This is a genomic window from Aeromicrobium sp. CF3.5 (genome assembly GCF_051262695.1).
Lineage (GTDB): Bacteria > Actinomycetota > Actinomycetes > Propionibacteriales > Nocardioidaceae > Aeromicrobium.
The window spans coordinates 1-16,479 of the sequence record NZ_JBIMEZ010000008.1; the positions used below are offsets into that span (position 1 = coordinate 1).

A 16,479-nucleotide genomic window follows, 5' to 3' on the forward strand; every position below is an offset into this window, starting at 1 on the left:
GGCTGCTGTGCGCAGGATAGTGCGTGAGGAACTTACCGAAAGACAGCGGAGAGCATTCGAGGGTATAGCCCTACTGGGCCTGTCCGTCAGCCAAGTGGCGCGCGACCTTGATTCGAATCCGAACGCGATCTACAAAACCATGTTCGACGCCAGAAGGAAGGTGCGAAGTTCCCTACTTTCAGCCGGGTACCTACATTCCGCGTGAGTGATGGTCGCCGCGGCGAGATCACTGGATGGTCGTGGACACGCCATCGACACCCAGCCAGCGTCACACCTCGGCGTACGTCCGAACGTATGCGATCGCCATTTCCAGGGAAACCTTCATGGGCTCGATGCTGCGGGCAGTTTGCGCCAACAGGTACCCGCCCTGCACGGCTGCCATGAGCCCTGTAGCCAACAGGACAGGATCCGCGTCCTCTCGCAAGGTCCCGTTCGCACGCATCTGAGTGAGACCCCGGGCTAGCAGTTGTTCCCATTCAGCGAACGCACTGGCCAGCTGCCGGCGGGCGTCCTCGTTCGTGTCAGAAAGCTCCGCAGCCAAGGAGCCCAGAGGGCAACCGAACGCTCCTTGGTGCAGACCATGACAAGCAACCAGCCCCTCGGCCCACAGCTCAAGGCCTCGCATCGAATCCATTGTCTGGAGTCGTGGCAACTGTTGCTCCACAACGTAGGCTCTCCGACGCTCGATGACGTCGGATACGAGGGAGTCTTTGCTGGTGAAATGTTGGTAGAATTGCGACTTGCTCGTGCCGCTCGCAGTGATGACGTCAGCAACGCTGGTTTGCGTAACCCCTCGCTCAAACATGAGTTGATCGGCGGCAGCGATCAGGCGTGCCCTGGTCGCGGCGCCGCGCGCGGTCAGGCGCGAACGAGCCGGCCGGTCACGCGATTCAGTCACGCAGCGCAGACTACGCCGAGCTCAAGTGGCCCACCAATGAACGGCCGACTCCCCACCCGTGGGGCTCAGCGGAGCCTGGCCCGAGTCCGGGCGCCCAGCTCCGGCGCAAAGATTGGGCGAGTCGCATGCTCAACCCGCCGACGCTTCAGGTCCCACTACGTGGTGTGGCGGGGCGGATCAGCGATGCTGGCCCCATCACGCAACTTGTCAGATGGGGAGAGATCACGGTGAGAGAGCTTCATGCGAAGCCACGAACGGCTGCCGAGGTGCTGCAGCAGCTCGCAGATGTAGCCGCCACAGATGTGGCACACCTCGCACTGGGGGCCCGGCTTGAGCGACTGCTGCATGCGCGTGTGGACCACATTCACGGCCCCGAAGAAGCCGCTCCTGCGGGGGAGCGCGTCGACAGTGAGGCGCTGAATGACGCAGAACGGGCCGCCGTGGCCTACGCCGACGCTCTTCTGCGGCCAGAGGACTCGGCACCCATCGACGGCATGCTCAGGGATCTGGCGTCGCACTACGACAAGTCCGCGGTGCGTGACATGACAGCAGTTGTCCTCCGGGCAGGGATGCAACACCAACTCAGGATTGCGCAACTCGAAGGTTCCGATCCCGAACCGGCCGACCTCGGTCCCGCAGAGCATCACGCAGCCATGGATTCAGACCAGGCCCATGGCATGGGTTCCATCATCTGTCCCCAGTGTGGCCACGAGCTCAGCCTGTTCATGGAGACGCCGGAGAGTCGAGCCAACCGGTCAGCTCAACGGCTCGCGGACGCCCTGGCCTCATGGCGCTTCATCGCGCTGCTGAGCCTGGTGGCCGTCCTGTACGTCGTCATCGTGCTCGCCATCCCGCTCGGCACGGACACTGCCATTGCCATCAATTACCTCGGGATCGGCATGACCACACTGGTGGCCCTGCAAACGCCCCTGATCCTGCTCACCCAGCGCCGTGACGCGGCACGCGACAGAGCGCGAGACCAAGAGATTCTTCGTGTAGCGACGCACACCGAGTACGACCTGCATGCTCTTCGCAACGCACTCGAGGGGCCCCGCGACTAGTGCGAACGGGCGGCCACCGCTACCGGTCGAAGGGAGCGGGCACAGTCACCGCGCATGCTTCAAGGGAAAGGGGTACAGGCGACGCCGCCTCTGCTCGTGAGGATGACGGGCTCTCAAAGAGGGCGGCCCATCCACGTAAGCAGACGGGCCTGACCGCACACCAACGTGTGTACCGGTCGGCGCTTGGTCAGCAGAAGGGCATGTCAGATGAGTGTGATCAGTAGAGGTTTCGCCGGACGAAGTGACGACCGCGATCGTCAGGTGCCACCAGGGCAGTACCTGACCGACGACTTCCCCGTCCTGACCGCTGGACCGACGCCTCGGATCGACACCAAGGATTGGCGCCTCGACATCACCGAGATCGACGGCTCGAAGTCCTCGCTGGCCTGGGAACAGCTGATGGACTTGCCCAGCGAAGACGTCACAGTCGACATCCATTGCGTGACCCGCTGGAGCAAGCATCAAACCAACTGGCGAGGGGTGTCGATCGACACGGTTCTCGAGCACCTGGAAACCGAAGCCGAGTACGCCCTCATCCACTGCTACGGCGACTACAGCACGAACCTTCCGCTCGAAGACATCATCGACGGCAAGGCCTGGATCGCCTTCGAGTACGAAGGGGACGCACTTGAGCCGGAACACGGTGGTCCGGCCAGGCTGCTGGTGCCCCACCTGTACCTGTGGAAGTCCGCCAAGTGGATCAACGGAATCGAACTGCGGCTGAACGACAAGCTCGGCTTCTGGGAGAGCTTGGGGTACCACGAGTACGGCGATCCGTGGCTCGAGCAGCGTTACGTCGGCGACTGATGCACCGGCATGAAGCGACATCTGCGTCGCGGATGGCACCGGGTGGCGGTCTGGCCACGTCACGCACTTATCCGCTGAGGGGTGAGCCTTCCTGTGTCTACGTCAACTGATGCTGCGCGCTCCACTGCGACGGACGTCCTCAGACGAGGACCCATCCGGTGGTTGCGTGCACGCGTCTCTGGCACCCGCCTGGAGACCCGTGACGCCAGAACGCTGACACTTGAGGTTCCGGGGTGGCCGGGCCACGACCCAGGACAGCATGTCGACGTACGGCTCACCGCTGAAGACGGCTATATGGCCCAGAGGAGCTACTCGATCGCTTCAGTGGGAAGCCCCGGTTCCCTGGAGCTGACCATCCAGAAGGTGTCGACAGGCGAGGTGTCGCCGTACTTCGTCGAGACCATTCAGGTGGGGGACGAGTTCGAGCTCCGCGGCCCCATCGGTGGTTGGTTTCGTTGGACCGGCCAACTCGATCATCCCGTCACTCTCCTCGGCGGCGGGTCTGGCATCGTCCCGCTGATGGCGATGCTTCGGGCACGAGTGGACTCGACGTCGCGATCGCCGTTCCACCTTGTCTACTCGGCGCGGAATCCTGACGACATCTTCTACGCCGACGAGCTTCACCGCATCGCGTCCTCTTGTGAGGGGGTGACCATCAGCTACGTGTTCACTCGTTCCGGACTCCCCGGACACGACAGGGAGCCCGGGCGCCTACGGGCAGAGGATCTTCCTGTGCCTTCTTCCTCTGCAGGTATCCAACAGCCGCGCGCATACGTGTGTGGTCCGAACGGGTTCGTTGAAGCCGCGTCGCAGATATTGCTTGAACGGGGCTACCCCGCATCCGCCATCCGTACCGAGCGATTCGGCCCGACAGGAGCATGACCATGGATTATCACCGCACAGATCGGTCCGTCGACGGGAACGCGCTGGCCGGGGACCTCTCGGAGATCTTCGCTGTCGACATGACGGCGGCCCGTCTCACCTGCCGCAGCTGCAGCGCCACGGAACCACTTGCGCGAGGGAGGGCGTTTGGTGGCGGTCCCGGGTGGGTGTTGCGCTGCGACAGCTGTCAGTCCGTCCTGGCGCGGCTCGTGAAATCGCGCGATTCCGTCTGGCTTGACCTGCAGGGCGCCTCCTCGGTCCGAATGGAGATCGCGACACCGTAAAGCGCAACCGCACTTTCTGAACCCAGCGAGGTCACGGTCGAAAGAAGTACCTGCCCCGAAGCACACAGACACGTGTGCCCTACCTTGCCTTAGCCCCGACTGCGCCCACGCAGCCATCCGCTCGTGGTTTTCTTCATGAGACGGGCCGGAGTCGGCCCTGCTCAGCTTCGTTGGCCGGTTCGAGCTCGGCCTGCGGATTCGCTGCGGATAGAGCCGATGATCGATGAGCGCGTCAGAGATTGAGCTTGCCTACGACGTCGTCGTGCTGGGCGCCGGACCGGGCGGCGAGGACGCCACGAATGCTCTGCTTGCTGCTGGGCTCACCGTCGCTCTGGTCGAACCCGAGCTTCTTGGCGGTGAGTGCTTCAACTGGGGCTGCGTCCCTAGCAAGGCGATGCTGCGACCGGGACACGCCGCACGCTCGGCCACGCGCGCCCCTGGGGCTCGAGAGGGACAGAACGGCACGGCCATCGACGCACAAGCGGCACTGGCCCATCGAGATGAGGTAGTGCTCCACCACGACGACCGAGAGGTCGTGGCTGGGTTCGAGGCCGCAGGTGCTTCCTTCTGGCGCGGACGAGGGCGCCTCGACGGAATCCGACGTGTCGTTGTAGAGACAGATGCTGGAGACGTGCAGCTCACGGCCCGGCAGGCGGTCATCATCGCCACCGGATCGAGCCCTGCTGTCCCGTCCATACCCGGCCTTCGAGAGGCACAGCCCTGGACGAACCGCGAAGCTACGTCCGCGCCGCGCGCACCAGAGCGACTGACGGTCATCGGCAGCGGCCCGCTCGGCTTGGAAATGGCTCAAGCGTGGAAATGGTTGGGCAGCCGACAAGTGGTCGTCCTCAGTCGCCGAGAGGCGCTGTTGCCAGAGCTCGAGCCTTACGCGGGCGAACTAGTACTTGCGGGGTTGCGTGAAAGCGGTGTGGATGTGCGCTTCGACGTGGAAGTTGAACGGGTGTTGCGTCCGACGCCGGGCGGTGAGGTGACCGTCGATCTGAACGATGGAACATCCGTCGTGGCCGACGAGCTACTCGTGGCCACCGGCAAGGTCGCAGACACCGGCGACCTCGGTCTCCATACAGTAGGTATCGAAGGTGATGGATTCATTCCCATCGACGGGTACGTCACCGCCGGAGAGACGGACTGGCTTTACGCCATTGGTGACGTTGCTGGCCGCAGCCTGATGACTCATGAGGCGAGTTATCACGCCCGCGTCGCGGCGGCGGCAATTAGTGCTCGCAGCCGGGGTCTTGACCCGCCCATGGCTACCGACGCGGACGGACAGTTCATCCCTCAGGTCGTGTTCACCGATCCGGAGGTCGCCGCGGTCGGCATGACGCGCGCGGTAGCTGAGCGGGACGGTATTGCGGCTCGGTACGTGGAGACAGACCTCGGCGCCGTGTTAGGTGCGCAACTGCACGCCAAGGACTACAAGGGACGCGCAAGCGTGCTCATCGACGATGAAGCCGAGGTCATGATCGGAGCGGCCTTCGTTGGGCAGGACGTCGCAGACATGGTTCACGCCGCCACCGTCGCCATCGCCGGCCGCGTTCCACTGTCGGCCCTGCGACATGCAGTTCCCAGCTTCCCTACGATGAGCGAGGTGTGGGTTGATCTACTCGGACCACCTCAGTAGCGAATCCGAATTGCCGCGGATGGCGTGCGACCGCACGTTCGACGATGGCCGTTTGGCGTTGCTGCTCAACCGTTCCACCGCACCTGCGGCCCGTCACAGCCCTGCACCGGGCCGCCGAAGGGCGCGACGCTCATGCCTGCCGTGGGTGTAGTCCCGGGGGAGCCGATGGGCGTGATCACAGCGATGCTCGCGGCGGGGCAAGGGTTTGCTACGGCGCGAGCGGTGTTCTTGCAGCAATGGTGGTCCGCAAGTACACGGCCTCATCAGTGGCCTTGGTTGTGCAAGCGACAGGACTTCTCCTGATGATCGTTGGCACGCTTTTGACTCGGCCCGAGATGTTGCTGGTCCCCATGTTGTGGGGACTTGGTGCCGGTGGTCTAGGGCTACAGGCGTCCTAGCCTTCTACGTCGCGCTGCAGAACGGTCCCGCCTATGCGGTGACGTCCGTGGCGTCAACGGGGTAGTAATTCCCGTCTTCGGCGTCATGGTGATCGCGTTTTCCCACCGAGGTGCACAGCCAGATGACGTCCACCTCCTGTCAGTCGGAACCCCGGAGCGGGCGCAGGCTAGTGCTGTCCACGACGGCGACTTCGGCCGCGTCTTACATCGGCGAGGGCGACAGTCGTATCGGCCAAACCTTCATGGTGTCGCTCGTGTACTCGTGTGGGGTCGATCAACCCGTCGCCGCCGAGCCCCGCATCAAGTGGATCGCTGCGATCGCGGGAAGTAGGAGGCCTCGGCCGCCTCGAGGCGCGATGACAGATCGGAGACGGGCTGTGCGGCCGACGAGGAAGAGGCCATCCTGGAATTCTGCGCCCACATGATCGACTGCTCGGGCCTCTAGTTCCAACGCTGACACGTTCATGACACGGAAATGGACCGAGAAGTCGTGGAGCGGCGTGAGCGCGTCTCATCTAGAGGCCTGCAGAGTCAAGGTTCAGTGCGGGCGGCGTTTGAATGACGTGAACCCCGAGCCCAACCCGGAAGGTCGGGGGTGGGAACCCCACTTCGCCCACGGACCCCACGCGCCAGGCGCACGTCGCGCACGGCCCAGGTGCTCGTCGATCACGGGGCCGTGGATGTTCCTGCGGGTGCGTCCTCGGGCTGCTGAAGGAGCCCGCGCACGAGATCGGCCATGGTGAGCACGCCCACCAACCGTCCGTCGTCGAGCACCACGCTGAACTGCGTGCTGGTGGACCGCATCTGGTGGAGGGCGTCGGGCACGCGGGTGTCGGCGTCGAGCTGCAGGGGCTGGCGCTGCAGCTCGCGGACCGGGCGGTCCGACGGCTCGAGCAGCGCGTCGCGCACGTGCACCACGTGAGGCAGCCCTGGCCCGTCGGCGTCGACGAGGATCCGCAGGTGACCGGACCGCTGGGCGGCGTCCTTGACGTCGGCGACGGTGGCGGTCGGTGGCACCGAGGTCGGGGTCCCGGGTCGCACGAGCGTGCCGACCTGCAGGTCCTGCAGCTCGAGCGCCCGCAGGAGCTGGGGGCTGAACTTCGGGTCGAGCGCGCCGGAGCGAGCCGAGTGCTCCACCAGCTGACGGATGGTCTCGGCGTCCTGTCCGCCGACAGCGGCCTGGTCGAGCGGTTCCACCCCGGTCCGCGCCACCAGGCGATTGGCGATCGCGTTGACCCACAGCAGCAGGGGCCGTACCACCCACGTGAAGGAGCGGGCCGGGATGCCGATGAGCCGAGCGGCCCGCTCGGGGTGGGCGATCGCCCACGACTTCGGCGCCATCTCGCCCACGACCAGGTGGAGGAACGTGACGAGCAGCAGCGAGAGCGCGAACGCCAGGGCGCCGGCTGACCACGTGGGCAACCCGAGGTCGTCGAGCACGGGCGACAGCGCCGAGTCGATCGCCGGCTTGGTGACCGCGCCGAGTGCGAGCGTGCATGCCGTGATGCCCAGCTGGGCTCCGGCCAGCATGATGGTCAGCTCGTTCATGCCCCGCAGCGCCGCCCGGGCAGTGGCGCTCGTGGGGGCGATCTCCTCGAGGCGGTGACGGCGTGCGCCGAGCAGGGCGAACTCGATGATGACGAAGAAGGCACTGAGCACGATCAGCGCGATCGTCACGAGGGTCACGATGAAGGGGTTCACGGGCGGACCTGTTCGTCGGTGGCCTGATCGGGGTCGGCGTCGGCCGGTCGCTCCTGCAGCGTGACCCTGACCCGGTGGGGGACGAAGCGCTCGATCTCGAGCACGTGGAGCAGCAGGCTGCGGTCCAGGCGGTCGTCCGCGACCAGTTCGGCGGGGTCCTCGACGAGGTCGACCTGCACCTCGTCGCCGATGTCGGGCAACGAGCCGACCGCCTCGATCACGAGACCGGAGACGGTCTCCACGTCGGTGGGCGGGAGCCGGTGGCCCACGACGCGCTCGACCTCGTCGAGGTGGGCGTCGCCGGACATGACCCACACGCCGTTGCCGTGGGGCACAACGACGTCGGCCTCGTGGGTGTCGTGCTCGTCGGTGAGTTCACCGACGAGCTCCTCAGCGATGTCCTCGACCGTGAGCACGCCGGTGAAGCCCCCGTACTCGTCGACCACGCAGGCGAGCTCGGTCTGCGAGCGGCTGAGTTCGGCCAGGGCGTCGGGCAGGGACATCAGGGTGGGGACGACGAGGGGCTCGGTGAGCAGCGACTCGACCAGGGTGTCGTCGGCCACGGTGTAGTCGAGCACCTGCTTGAGGTCGATGACCCCCACCACGCGGTCGTCGGCGTCGAGCACCGGGTAGCGGGTGTGCTCGCCGGCCATGCGGCGGCGCACCTCGCCAACCGTGGCCTCCGTCGAGACGGTCCCCACGCGGGAGCGGGGGATCATGGCGTGCTCGACGTCATGGTCGGGCAGGTCGAGGATGCGGTCGATGAGCAGGGACAGGCCCGGGGGCAGGTCGCCGGTCGAGCTGGACTCGGCGACGATGCGCTCCAGCTCGGGGGCATTCGCGGTCGAGTCGAGGTCGTGCACCGGCTCGATGCGCAGGAGCCGCAGCAGGGCGTTGGCCGCGTGGTCGAAGATCGTGATGAGCCACCCGAAGGTGGCCATGTACAGCAGCGTCGACCCGGCCAGGCGGCGCGCGAGCGGCTCGGGGCTCGCGATCGCGAGATTCTTGGGGAACAGCTCGCCGAAGATCATCTGGAACACCGTCGACGCGACGAGGGCCACGATGGTGCCTACTGCGATGCCGACGGCCGTGGGCACGCCCACTCCGCCCATCAGCGTGCCCAGTGACTCGCCCACGAGTGGCTCGGCCACGTAGCCGACGAGCAGACCGGTCACCGTGATACCCAGCTGGGCGCCCGACAGCATGAAGGAGGTGCGTTCGGTGACCGCCAGCGCCCGCTCTGCGCCGGTGTCGCCCTCGGCTGCGCGCGCCCGCAGTCGGGAGCGGTCGACGCTCATGTACGCGAACTCCTGCGCCACGAAGTAGCCGTTCGCGGCGATGATCACGACGATCACGACGATGCCGACCAGCAGCAGCAGGACCGCAGTCAGCACGGGATCAGCCCCTGGGGGCGGGGGTAGGGACCGTCCACAGGTGGTGCTTCTCCTCGGGTCGCGACGTCGGACCGATCGGCCCGACGTCAGTCTAACGACTGCACCGAATCCAGTGCTCCATGGCCGACCAGGCCGACCGGCGGGCGGTGTCGGTGCCGGGTGCCACGATGACGTCATGCCCGCCGAAACCGAAACCACCCACGCCGACACCGCTGCCGCTGCCGCCGATGCCCTGCATCACCTCACCGGGGTCGAGGGCGCGGCGTTCCACGATGGACAGCTTGAGGCGATCACGGCACTGGTGGACGACCGGCGCCGCGCCCTGGTGGTGCAGCGGACCGGGTGGGGCAAGTCGGCGGTGTACTTCATCGCGACATCGCTGCTGCGCAGCCGAGGCGCTGGACCCACGTTGCTGGTCTCGCCGCTGCTGGCGCTGATGCGCGACCAGGTCGAGGCCGCTGGGCGAGCCGGCGTGCGGGCGGTGGCGATCAACTCCACCAATCCACACGAGTGGGAGCAGACCCGCGCGGCGCTCGAGGCCGACGAGGTCGACATCCTCCTGGTCTCGCCCGAGCGTCTCAACAATCCACGGTTCCGCGACGAGCAGCTGCCCACGCTGCTGGAGCGGATGGGGTTGCTCGTGGTCGACGAGGCGCACTGCATATCGGACTGGGGTCACGACTTCCGCCCCGACTACCGGCGCCTCGCCGAGCTGATCGATCAGCTTCCGACCGATCTCCCGGTGCTGGCCACCACCGCCACCGCCAACGAGCGGGTCGTCACAGACGTGGTCGAACAGCTCGGCGCCGGCGACGTCCTCACCATCCGCGGCTCCCTGGCTCGCGACTCGTTGCGGCTCGGGGTGCTCGAGCTGCCCAGCACGCGTGCTCGACTCGGCTGGCTGGTGGCGCACCTTGCGGACCTGCCCGGCAGTGGAATCATCTACGCGCTCACCGTGTCGGCGGCCGAGGACACGGCCCGCCTGCTGCTCGAGGCCGGTCTCGCCGTCCGCGCCTACACCGGACGCACCGACACCGAAGAGCGAGCCGAGCTGGAGCGACAGCTCAAGAACAACGAGGTCAAGGCGCTGGTGGCGACCAGCGCGTTGGGCATGGGGTTCGACAAGCCCGACCTCGGATTCGTGGTCCACCTCGGCGCGCCGTCGTCGCCGGTGGCGTACTACCAGCAGGTCGGCCGCGCAGGCCGCGCCACCGATCACGCCGACGTGCTCCTGCTTCCGGGCCGCGAGGACCAGGACATCTGGACCTATTTCGCCACCGCCTCCATGCCGAGCGAGGAGCGAGCCGCAGCCGTGATCGGCGAGCTCAGCGCCGGACTCGGGCGCGATGGGCAGGCCGATCCGATCTCCACACCCGCGCTGGAGGCCCGCGTCAACATCCGTCGCACACCGCTCGAGCTGCTGCTCAAGGTGCTGGACGTCGACGGTGCGGTCCGCCGGGTGCAGGGCGGCTGGGTCGCGACCGGCCAGCCGTGGACCTACGACCGCGAGCGCTACGAGCGCATCGCCCAGGCCCGCAGCCTCGAGCAGCAGGCGATGATCGACTACGAGCGCACCACCGGGTGCCGGATGGCGCTGCTGCAAAGAGACCTCGACGACGACTCGGCCCGGCCCTGTGGTCGGTGCGACACGTGCACGGAGCCCTGGTACCCCACGGACGTGCCCCAGACGGCCGACTCAGCCGCCACGGCCACCCTCGGGCAGGTGGGTGTGGCGATCGATCCCCGGGCGCAGTGGCCCACCGGCTCGAAGGTCGCCAAGGGCAAGATCGCCGTCGACGAGAGAGCCGAAGAGGGGCGCGCCGTCGCCCGCCTCACCGACCTGGGGTGGGGCGGCACGCTGCGCGAGCTCTTCGCAGCCGCAGCGCCTGATGCGCCCGTCCCCGATGCGCTTCTGGGTGCCTGCGTCCAGGTGCTCAAGGACTGGGCCTGGGCCGAGCGTCCCGTGGCGGTGGTGAACATGCCCTCTCGATCCCGACCCCAGCTGGTCGACTCCCTGGCCCGGGGGTTGGCGCGCATCGGGCAGCTGCAGGACCTTGGATCCCTCGATCCCCTGGGCGAGGGGCCACGACACGGCTCGGGCGGCAACAGCGTCTATCGACTCGCAGACGTGTGGGGCACGGTCGGCGTCGGACCTGATCTGGCGCAGCGGATTGCTGCTGTCGGGGCGAGGCCGATCCTTCTGGTTGACGACTGTGTCGACAGCCGGTGGACGATCACGGTGGCGGCCCGCGAGCTGCGCCGCAACGGAGCCGGCCCGGTCCTGCCGTTCGCACTCGCCGTGGTCGGTTGAGAGCGCGGCGTACTGCACTGCACCACCCGACCCAGTAACGTCAGGCCTGAAACATCACGACGAGAGGCATCACATGTACATCGGCGGATCCATCTTCCTGCTCGCGGTGGGAGCGATCCTCGGCTTCGCGGTGACTGAGACGATTCCGGGGATCGACCTGCCCGCAGTCGGCTTCATCCTGATGGCAGCGGGCGCACTCGGCCTCATCCTGACCCTGTTCCTCAACGCCCAGCAGAACGACGGCGGGCGTCGCCGCGACGACTACCAGCAGTGACCCCAGCCCTTCATCGGTGAGGTTCGGGGCATGGTGCGTGCGGCGCTGGCGTCGGCTGCTGCGCTGCTCTTCGTGCTGACCCTGGCCGGGGCCGCCGTTGCTCTGGAGCAACCGGCCCCGCCTGTGCTGTTCCCGGACGATCCGGAGCTGCAGCAGGCCTACGAGGACGGCTTCGGCACCGGCTACTCCGTCGGATCCGACGACGGATTCTCCACGGGTCGCCGCGAGGCGCGCGAGCAGGCCAGTCTGCGCGACGACGTGACCGGTGAGGTGCGCGACGATCCTGTCGAAGGCGGCCGGGACCTCGGCGCGGAGATCGAGCCGACGCCTGCACCCTCACCGACCACGACGGTCCAGCAGACCGACGATCCCGACCCCACCGGATCAGCCGCTGCACCCACGGTGATCGACCGCACCGCGGACGACGACGGCATCGACATCCCGTGGTGGCCGATCGCGTTCGCTGTTGCGGCGACGGCATGGTTCGTGACCCGCCGCGCCCGACCCGACGACGACTGACCGTCGTGCGCCGTCGGCCCGAGTAAGGTGCGGGGATGCCGACGCTGAGCGAGGTCGTGGCAGTGCTCGACGACCTGTACGACCCTGCCCACGCCGACGACTGGGACGCCGTGGGCATCGTCGTGGGCGATCCCGACGCCCCCGTGCGCAAGATCTTGTTCGCCGTCGATCCGGTGCAGGCCGTGGTCGACGAAGCAGTCGAGTGGGGCGCTGACCTGGTCGTGACGCACCATCCCCTGTGGTTGAAGGGAGTCACCTCGGTCTCCGCGTCCACGCCCAAGGGGCGTGTCGCACACACCCTCATCAGCCACCAGATCGCGCTGCACACGTGCCACACCAACGCCGACAGCCCACGCCTGGGCGTGTCGGAGTCCATGGCACTCGCGCTCGGTCTGGAGAACCTCCGGCCGCTCGACCCCGACCCGAACGAAGCCGTCGACGCCTGGGTTGTCTTCGTGCCGGTCAGTCACGCGGATGCCGTCATCACCGCGATGCATGCCGTAGGAGCGGGAGCGATCGGCAACTATGAGCGGGTCTTCTTCCGCTCCGAGGGACTGGGGTCTTTCCGTCCTGTCGCGGGTGCGAACCCGACCATCGGCGAGATCGGCCACATCGAGGAGGTCGACGAAGCCCGCCTGGAGCTCATCGCCCCACCGCACCTGCGCGAGAAGGTCAGGGCCGCGATGGTCCAAGCCCACCCTTACGAGGAGGTGGCCCACCAGGTGGTCGAGATCTGCTGCGAGCCGTCGCTCGACCGGGGGAGCGGCCGGATCGGGACCCTGGCGATGCCGACCACCGTCGGCGAGTTCTCTCGCACGGTCGCCGCAGCCCTCCCCGGTCACCTCAGCGTGGCACGCGTGGCAGGCGATCAGGACGCATCCGTGCGCACGGTGGCTCTGTGCGGCGGTTCCGGCGATTTCCTGCTCGGTGCAGCGACCGCTGCGGGCGCAGACGTCTATGTGACCTCAGACCTGCGGCACCATCCGGTCAGTGAGCATCTCGAGTCAGGAGGGTGCCCGGTGATCGATGTTCCACACTGGGCGGCGGAGTGGACCTGGCTGCCGGTGGTGGCTCGGGAGATCAGCGAGCGGGTGCCTGAGATTGAGACGCGCGTCTCTGAGATCGTCACCGACCCGTGGTCGGGCCACGTCGCAGGTACGGTGTCCAGATGAGAGCCGACGATGTAGCCCAATCCGCCCTGCTCGACGTGCAGGCGCAGGACACGTCGATCGCGCAGCTGATCCACCGCCGCGACTCGCTTCCCGAGCTGGCCAACATCGCCGAGCTGGAGCAGCGACGCAAGGACCTCGACGGCCAGCGCATCGAGGCTGACACCGCAGTGTCCGACCTGACCCGCGAGCAGAAGAAGGCCGACGCCGAGGTCGAGACCGTCAAGACGCGCCGCGAGCGCGACGAGAACCGACTCAACTCCGGGGAGATCACCAATCCCAAGGATCTGGAGAGCCTGCAGCACGAGCTGGTGGCCCTCGAACGACGCATCTCGACCCTCGAGGACGAGGAGCTCGAGGTCATGGAACGTCTCGAAGAGGCCCAGTCGTCGTTGTCTGGTGTCATGGCCGATCTTCATGCCCTCGACACGGACCTGAAGCACGCCACCGATGCGCGAGACGCCGCGGTGGTGCAGATCGACGGACAGCTCGACGCCGCCCGTACCGATCGTCAGCAGGTCGTCAGCCAGGTCCCCGACGACCTGCTCGCGCTGTACGAGAAGGTGCGCACGGCCAAGGGCGGCATGGGCGCGGCCGCGCTGCGGGCGCGCAGCTGCGAAGGCTGCCGACTCGAGATCAACAGCGCCGACCTACGGGAGATCGCCGCTGCTGACGAGGGCGAGGTCCTGCGCTGCCCCGAGTGCGACCGCATTCTGGTGCTCACGGCCGAGTCCGGTCTCTGATCGACTGATGAGCACCATGTGGGGCTCTAGACCTCGGTGACGATGATGTCGAGCGCGGTGTCGTGGCGCTCGACGGTCCAGCCGAGGTCGTGCAGGGTCGAGGCCAGCGCGTCGACGTTGCGCGGATCGGCGTCCGCCTCGAGCAGATCGCGCACGATGCGGCCCTTCGTGGCCTTGTTGAAGTGGCTGACGATCTTGCGCTTCCCGCCGTGCTCGTGCAGCACGCGCAACGTGGCGGTGCGGTCCGCGTGGGTCGCCGGTGGCTTGCCGAGCGCGACGTAGGTGCCCGATCGCAGATCGACGATCAGGCCGTCGCCGATGGTCTCGCCGATCACCCGGGGCAGCACCGGCCTCCACCGGCCCGCGACCGGCCCCAGCCGAGGCAGGGAGACGGTGCCGGACAGTCGGTAGGCCGGAATGAGGTCCGAGGGCCGCAGGAGCCCGAACAGCCCGCTGGCGATCGCGATGCCCTGATCGGCCCGCGCCCGGGCAGCTGGGGCCAGAGACGGCAGGTCGAGGGCGGAGAACAGCACGCCGGTGTAGACCTCGTCGGCGCGAGCGGTCGGCTCGTCGGCCAGTCCGGCGTTGACGTCGAGGGAGTCGGCCTGGGTCGGACCCAGACCCAGGATGTCGGCAGCCCGCTTCGGGTGGCCACCGCTGACCTTGATCAGCGAACGCAGCAGCTGCGTGCGTACCGCTGTGAGGCGAGGGAAGCTCAGCTGATCCAGATCAAGAGGTGCGCCGGCAGTGGGTCGGGTCTTGCCCTCCGAGGGAGGCAGCAGCACGAGCACGCGCCGACCCTATCGCTCAGCGGATGAGTGCTCGACGGATGAGTGCTCGACGGAGAGAGTGCTCACCAGATGAGGCTGGTCCACGCCCACAAGGTCGCCGTGGTGATCACGACCAGCGGTGGTGTGGTCCACAGGCCCAGACGGTGGAATTCGCGCAATGTGGTCACCTCGCGCGCCGACGTGCGGCGCCACAGGAGATTGGCCAGGGACCCGATCACGGTCAGATTGGCGCCGACGTTGACCCCGATCAGCAGTGCGAGGAGCCCCTCAGGTCCGGCGAGCGTCGCAGCAGGAAGCAGCAGCAGGGTGGCCGGCAGGTTGTTGATGAGGTTGGCTGCGACCATCGCCAGCAGCGCGATGACGATCAGCGCCAGCAGCCCCGTGCCGCGGGGGAGGAGGTCACCGATCCCCGCGCCCACGTCGGTGCGCGCGACCCAGGCCACGAACGAGCCCCACACCAGGACCAGCGCGGCCAGCGGAAGGTTGGCGGCGATCACCAGGTCCCGCGGTCGGGACCATCCGCGCGACACGCTCCACCCCGCGACGAGCACGGCACCGGCGGTGGCGGGGATCCACGGCGCCGCTCCGCCGGACAGGGCCAGCAGCACGACGATCAGGACAGCCGCCGGGAACAGCGGAACCGAGGGCACCTCGGTGATCGTCGGTGGGTGGGAGACGTCGTGGCCATATCGGCGCCGCAGCACCACGTACTCGCCCGTCACAGCCACCAACCAGACCGGCAGCATTGCCCAGGCGAAGCCGAAGAACGTCAGGCCCGTGGCGGGGAAGACCAGCAGGTTGGTCAGGTTCGACACGGGCAGCAGCACGGACCCGGAGTTGGCGAGCCGCACGGTCGCGTAGGCATGGTCGCGACGGTGCGCCGACGCCACCATCAGGATGGGTGTCAGCAGGACGACCGTGGCGTCGAGGCTCAGCACGACGGTGACGGCCGCAGATCCGACGACGGCCCATGCCAGGGCGCGCCCGGAGTCCCGCCTGAGCCCGGCGACCCGCGCACCAAGGGCGTCGAAGAGGCCTGCGTCGGCGCTCGCGGTGGCCAGCACCATGATCGCGACGAGGAAGGCAACGACTTCCGCCAGCTGGGTCACGTCCTGGGTCACGCGCCGAACCTACCGAGCGGATGCGTACCCATCGAGGCACGCGTCCGCGACGCGCTAGGCTGTGGACGCGAATGAGCCGGCCGGGCGGCCGCGGCTCGCCTCCGGGCGGTCGAGGAAAGTCCGGACTCCACAGAGCGCGGTGGTGGCCAACAGCCACCCACGGTGACGTGCGGGACAGTGCCACAGAAATCAGACCGCCAACGGCTTCCTTCGGGAGGTACGGGTAAGGGTGAAACGGTGAGGTAAGAGCTCACCAGCGGGCCGGGCGACCGGTTCGGCTAGGTAAACCCCACTGGGAGCAAGACCAAGAGAGCACCTTCGGGTGCTTGCGCTGACGGGCTGCTCGTCTGATGTCAGCGGGTAGGTCGCACCGAGGTGTCCAGCAATGGGCGCCCCAGATGGATGGTCGCCCTCGCCTCCCAGCAATGGGTCGGCGGGACAGAATCCGGCTTACAGGTCGGCTCATTCGCACCATCGGTGGCCT

At 67.5% G+C, this 16,479-nt stretch carries 16 protein-coding genes and 1 other RNA gene; 12 read left to right on the forward strand and 5 right to left on the reverse strand.

Annotated elements, in window-relative coordinates:
* The first annotated feature begins 19 nt into the window (after positions 1-19).
* On the forward strand, positions 20-205 hold the full coding sequence (locus ACHAA3_RS13895; protein ID WP_435709771.1) for a sigma factor-like helix-turn-helix DNA-binding protein: 186 nt from the start codon (positions 20-22) through the stop codon (positions 203-205).
* A 63-nt stretch (positions 206-268) separates the two neighbouring features.
* Here the strand turns inward: ACHAA3_RS13895 and ACHAA3_RS13900 are convergent, their stop codons facing one another.
* Positions 269-898 (reverse strand): TetR/AcrR family transcriptional regulator, encoded by a 630-nt coding sequence (locus ACHAA3_RS13900; RefSeq protein ID WP_435709631.1) that lies wholly within the window; start codon positions 896-898, stop codon positions 269-271.
* A gap of 266 nt (positions 899-1,164) precedes the next feature.
* On the opposite strand from ACHAA3_RS13900, the gene ACHAA3_RS13905 reads away from it, so the two are divergent.
* The 5 genes from ACHAA3_RS13905 to ACHAA3_RS13925 all read left to right on the forward strand — a co-directional run bounded on the left by ACHAA3_RS13905 (position 1,165) and on the right by ACHAA3_RS13925 (position 5,574).
* On the forward strand, positions 1,165-1,959 hold the full coding sequence (locus tag ACHAA3_RS13905; protein ID WP_435709632.1) for a DUF1003 domain-containing protein: 795 nt from the start codon (positions 1,165-1,167) through the stop codon (positions 1,957-1,959).
* 207 nt (positions 1,960-2,166) lie between these two features.
* Complete coding sequence (locus ACHAA3_RS13910) at positions 2,167-2,766, forward strand: molybdopterin-dependent oxidoreductase (protein WP_435709633.1); 600 nt, start codon at positions 2,167-2,169, stop codon at positions 2,764-2,766.
* A 93-nt stretch (positions 2,767-2,859) separates the two neighbouring features.
* Positions 2,860-3,648 carry a ferredoxin reductase gene (locus tag ACHAA3_RS13915; RefSeq protein WP_435709772.1) on the forward strand — a complete coding sequence of 263 codons (789 nt, stop codon included), beginning with the start codon at positions 2,860-2,862 and terminating at the stop codon, positions 3,646-3,648.
* Between the two features lie 2 nt (positions 3,649-3,650).
* Complete coding sequence (locus tag ACHAA3_RS13920; RefSeq protein ID WP_435709634.1) at positions 3,651-3,932, forward strand: DUF6510 family protein; 282 nt, start codon at positions 3,651-3,653, stop codon at positions 3,930-3,932.
* A gap of 223 nt (positions 3,933-4,155) precedes the next feature.
* The gene (locus ACHAA3_RS13925) at positions 4,156-5,574 is read left to right on the forward strand and encodes a dihydrolipoyl dehydrogenase family protein (protein WP_435709635.1); all 1,419 of its coding nucleotides are present in this window, start codon (positions 4,156-4,158) and stop codon (positions 5,572-5,574) included.
* Positions 5,575-6,638: 1,064 nt separating this feature from the next.
* On the opposite strand, the gene ACHAA3_RS13930 is transcribed toward ACHAA3_RS13925, so the two are convergent.
* Positions 6,639-7,673, reverse strand: coding sequence for a CNNM domain-containing protein (locus ACHAA3_RS13930; RefSeq protein ID WP_435709636.1), 1,035 nt, complete (start codon positions 7,671-7,673; stop codon positions 6,639-6,641).
* Positions 7,670-9,067, reverse strand: a complete 1,398-nt coding sequence (locus ACHAA3_RS13935; RefSeq protein ID WP_435709637.1) for a hemolysin family protein — start codon at positions 9,065-9,067, stop codon at positions 7,670-7,672. Before ACHAA3_RS13935 ends, ACHAA3_RS13930 begins: the two co-directional genes overlap by 4 nt.
* 175 nt (positions 9,068-9,242) lie before the next feature.
* On the opposite strand from ACHAA3_RS13935, the gene ACHAA3_RS13940 reads away from it, so the two are divergent.
* The 5 genes from ACHAA3_RS13940 to ACHAA3_RS13960 all read left to right on the forward strand — a co-directional run bounded on the left by ACHAA3_RS13940 (position 9,243) and on the right by ACHAA3_RS13960 (position 14,083).
* On the forward strand, positions 9,243-11,378 hold the full coding sequence (locus tag ACHAA3_RS13940) for a RecQ family ATP-dependent DNA helicase (RefSeq protein ID WP_435709638.1): 2,136 nt from the start codon (positions 9,243-9,245) through the stop codon (positions 11,376-11,378).
* A 73-nt stretch (positions 11,379-11,451) separates the two neighbouring features.
* Positions 11,452-11,652: a DUF6458 family protein gene (locus ACHAA3_RS13945; protein WP_435709639.1), complete on the forward strand. Its 201-nt coding sequence runs from the start codon at positions 11,452-11,454 to the stop codon at positions 11,650-11,652.
* A gap of 30 nt (positions 11,653-11,682) precedes the next feature.
* Positions 11,683-12,171, forward strand: a complete 489-nt coding sequence (locus ACHAA3_RS13950; protein ID WP_435709640.1) for a hypothetical protein — start codon at positions 11,683-11,685, stop codon at positions 12,169-12,171.
* A 35-nt stretch (positions 12,172-12,206) separates the two neighbouring features.
* Positions 12,207-13,343 (forward strand): Nif3-like dinuclear metal center hexameric protein, encoded by a 1,137-nt coding sequence (locus ACHAA3_RS13955; protein ID WP_435709641.1) that lies wholly within the window; start codon positions 12,207-12,209, stop codon positions 13,341-13,343.
* Entirely contained in the window at positions 13,340-14,083 is a 744-nt protein-coding gene (locus ACHAA3_RS13960; RefSeq protein ID WP_435709642.1) for a zinc ribbon domain-containing protein, read from the forward strand. The genes ACHAA3_RS13955 and ACHAA3_RS13960 overlap by 4 nt, the downstream gene beginning before the upstream one ends.
* 26 nt (positions 14,084-14,109) lie before the next feature.
* Here the strand turns inward: ACHAA3_RS13960 and ACHAA3_RS13965 are convergent, their stop codons facing one another.
* Both ACHAA3_RS13965 and ACHAA3_RS13970 read right to left on the reverse strand, forming a co-directional pair.
* Positions 14,110-14,874, reverse strand: a complete 765-nt coding sequence (locus ACHAA3_RS13965; RefSeq protein WP_435709643.1) for a YaaA family protein — start codon at positions 14,872-14,874, stop codon at positions 14,110-14,112.
* A gap of 62 nt (positions 14,875-14,936) precedes the next feature.
* A complete protein-coding gene (locus tag ACHAA3_RS13970; RefSeq protein WP_435709644.1) occupies positions 14,937-15,995 on the reverse strand; it encodes an SLC13 family permease in 1,059 nt (352 codons plus the stop codon).
* A gap of 72 nt (positions 15,996-16,067) precedes the next feature.
* On the opposite strand from ACHAA3_RS13970, the gene rnpB reads away from it, so the two are divergent.
* Positions 16,068-16,464, forward strand: an RNA gene (rnpB, locus tag ACHAA3_RS13975) — RNase P RNA component class A.
* The last annotated feature ends 15 nt before the right edge of the window (positions 16,465-16,479 follow it).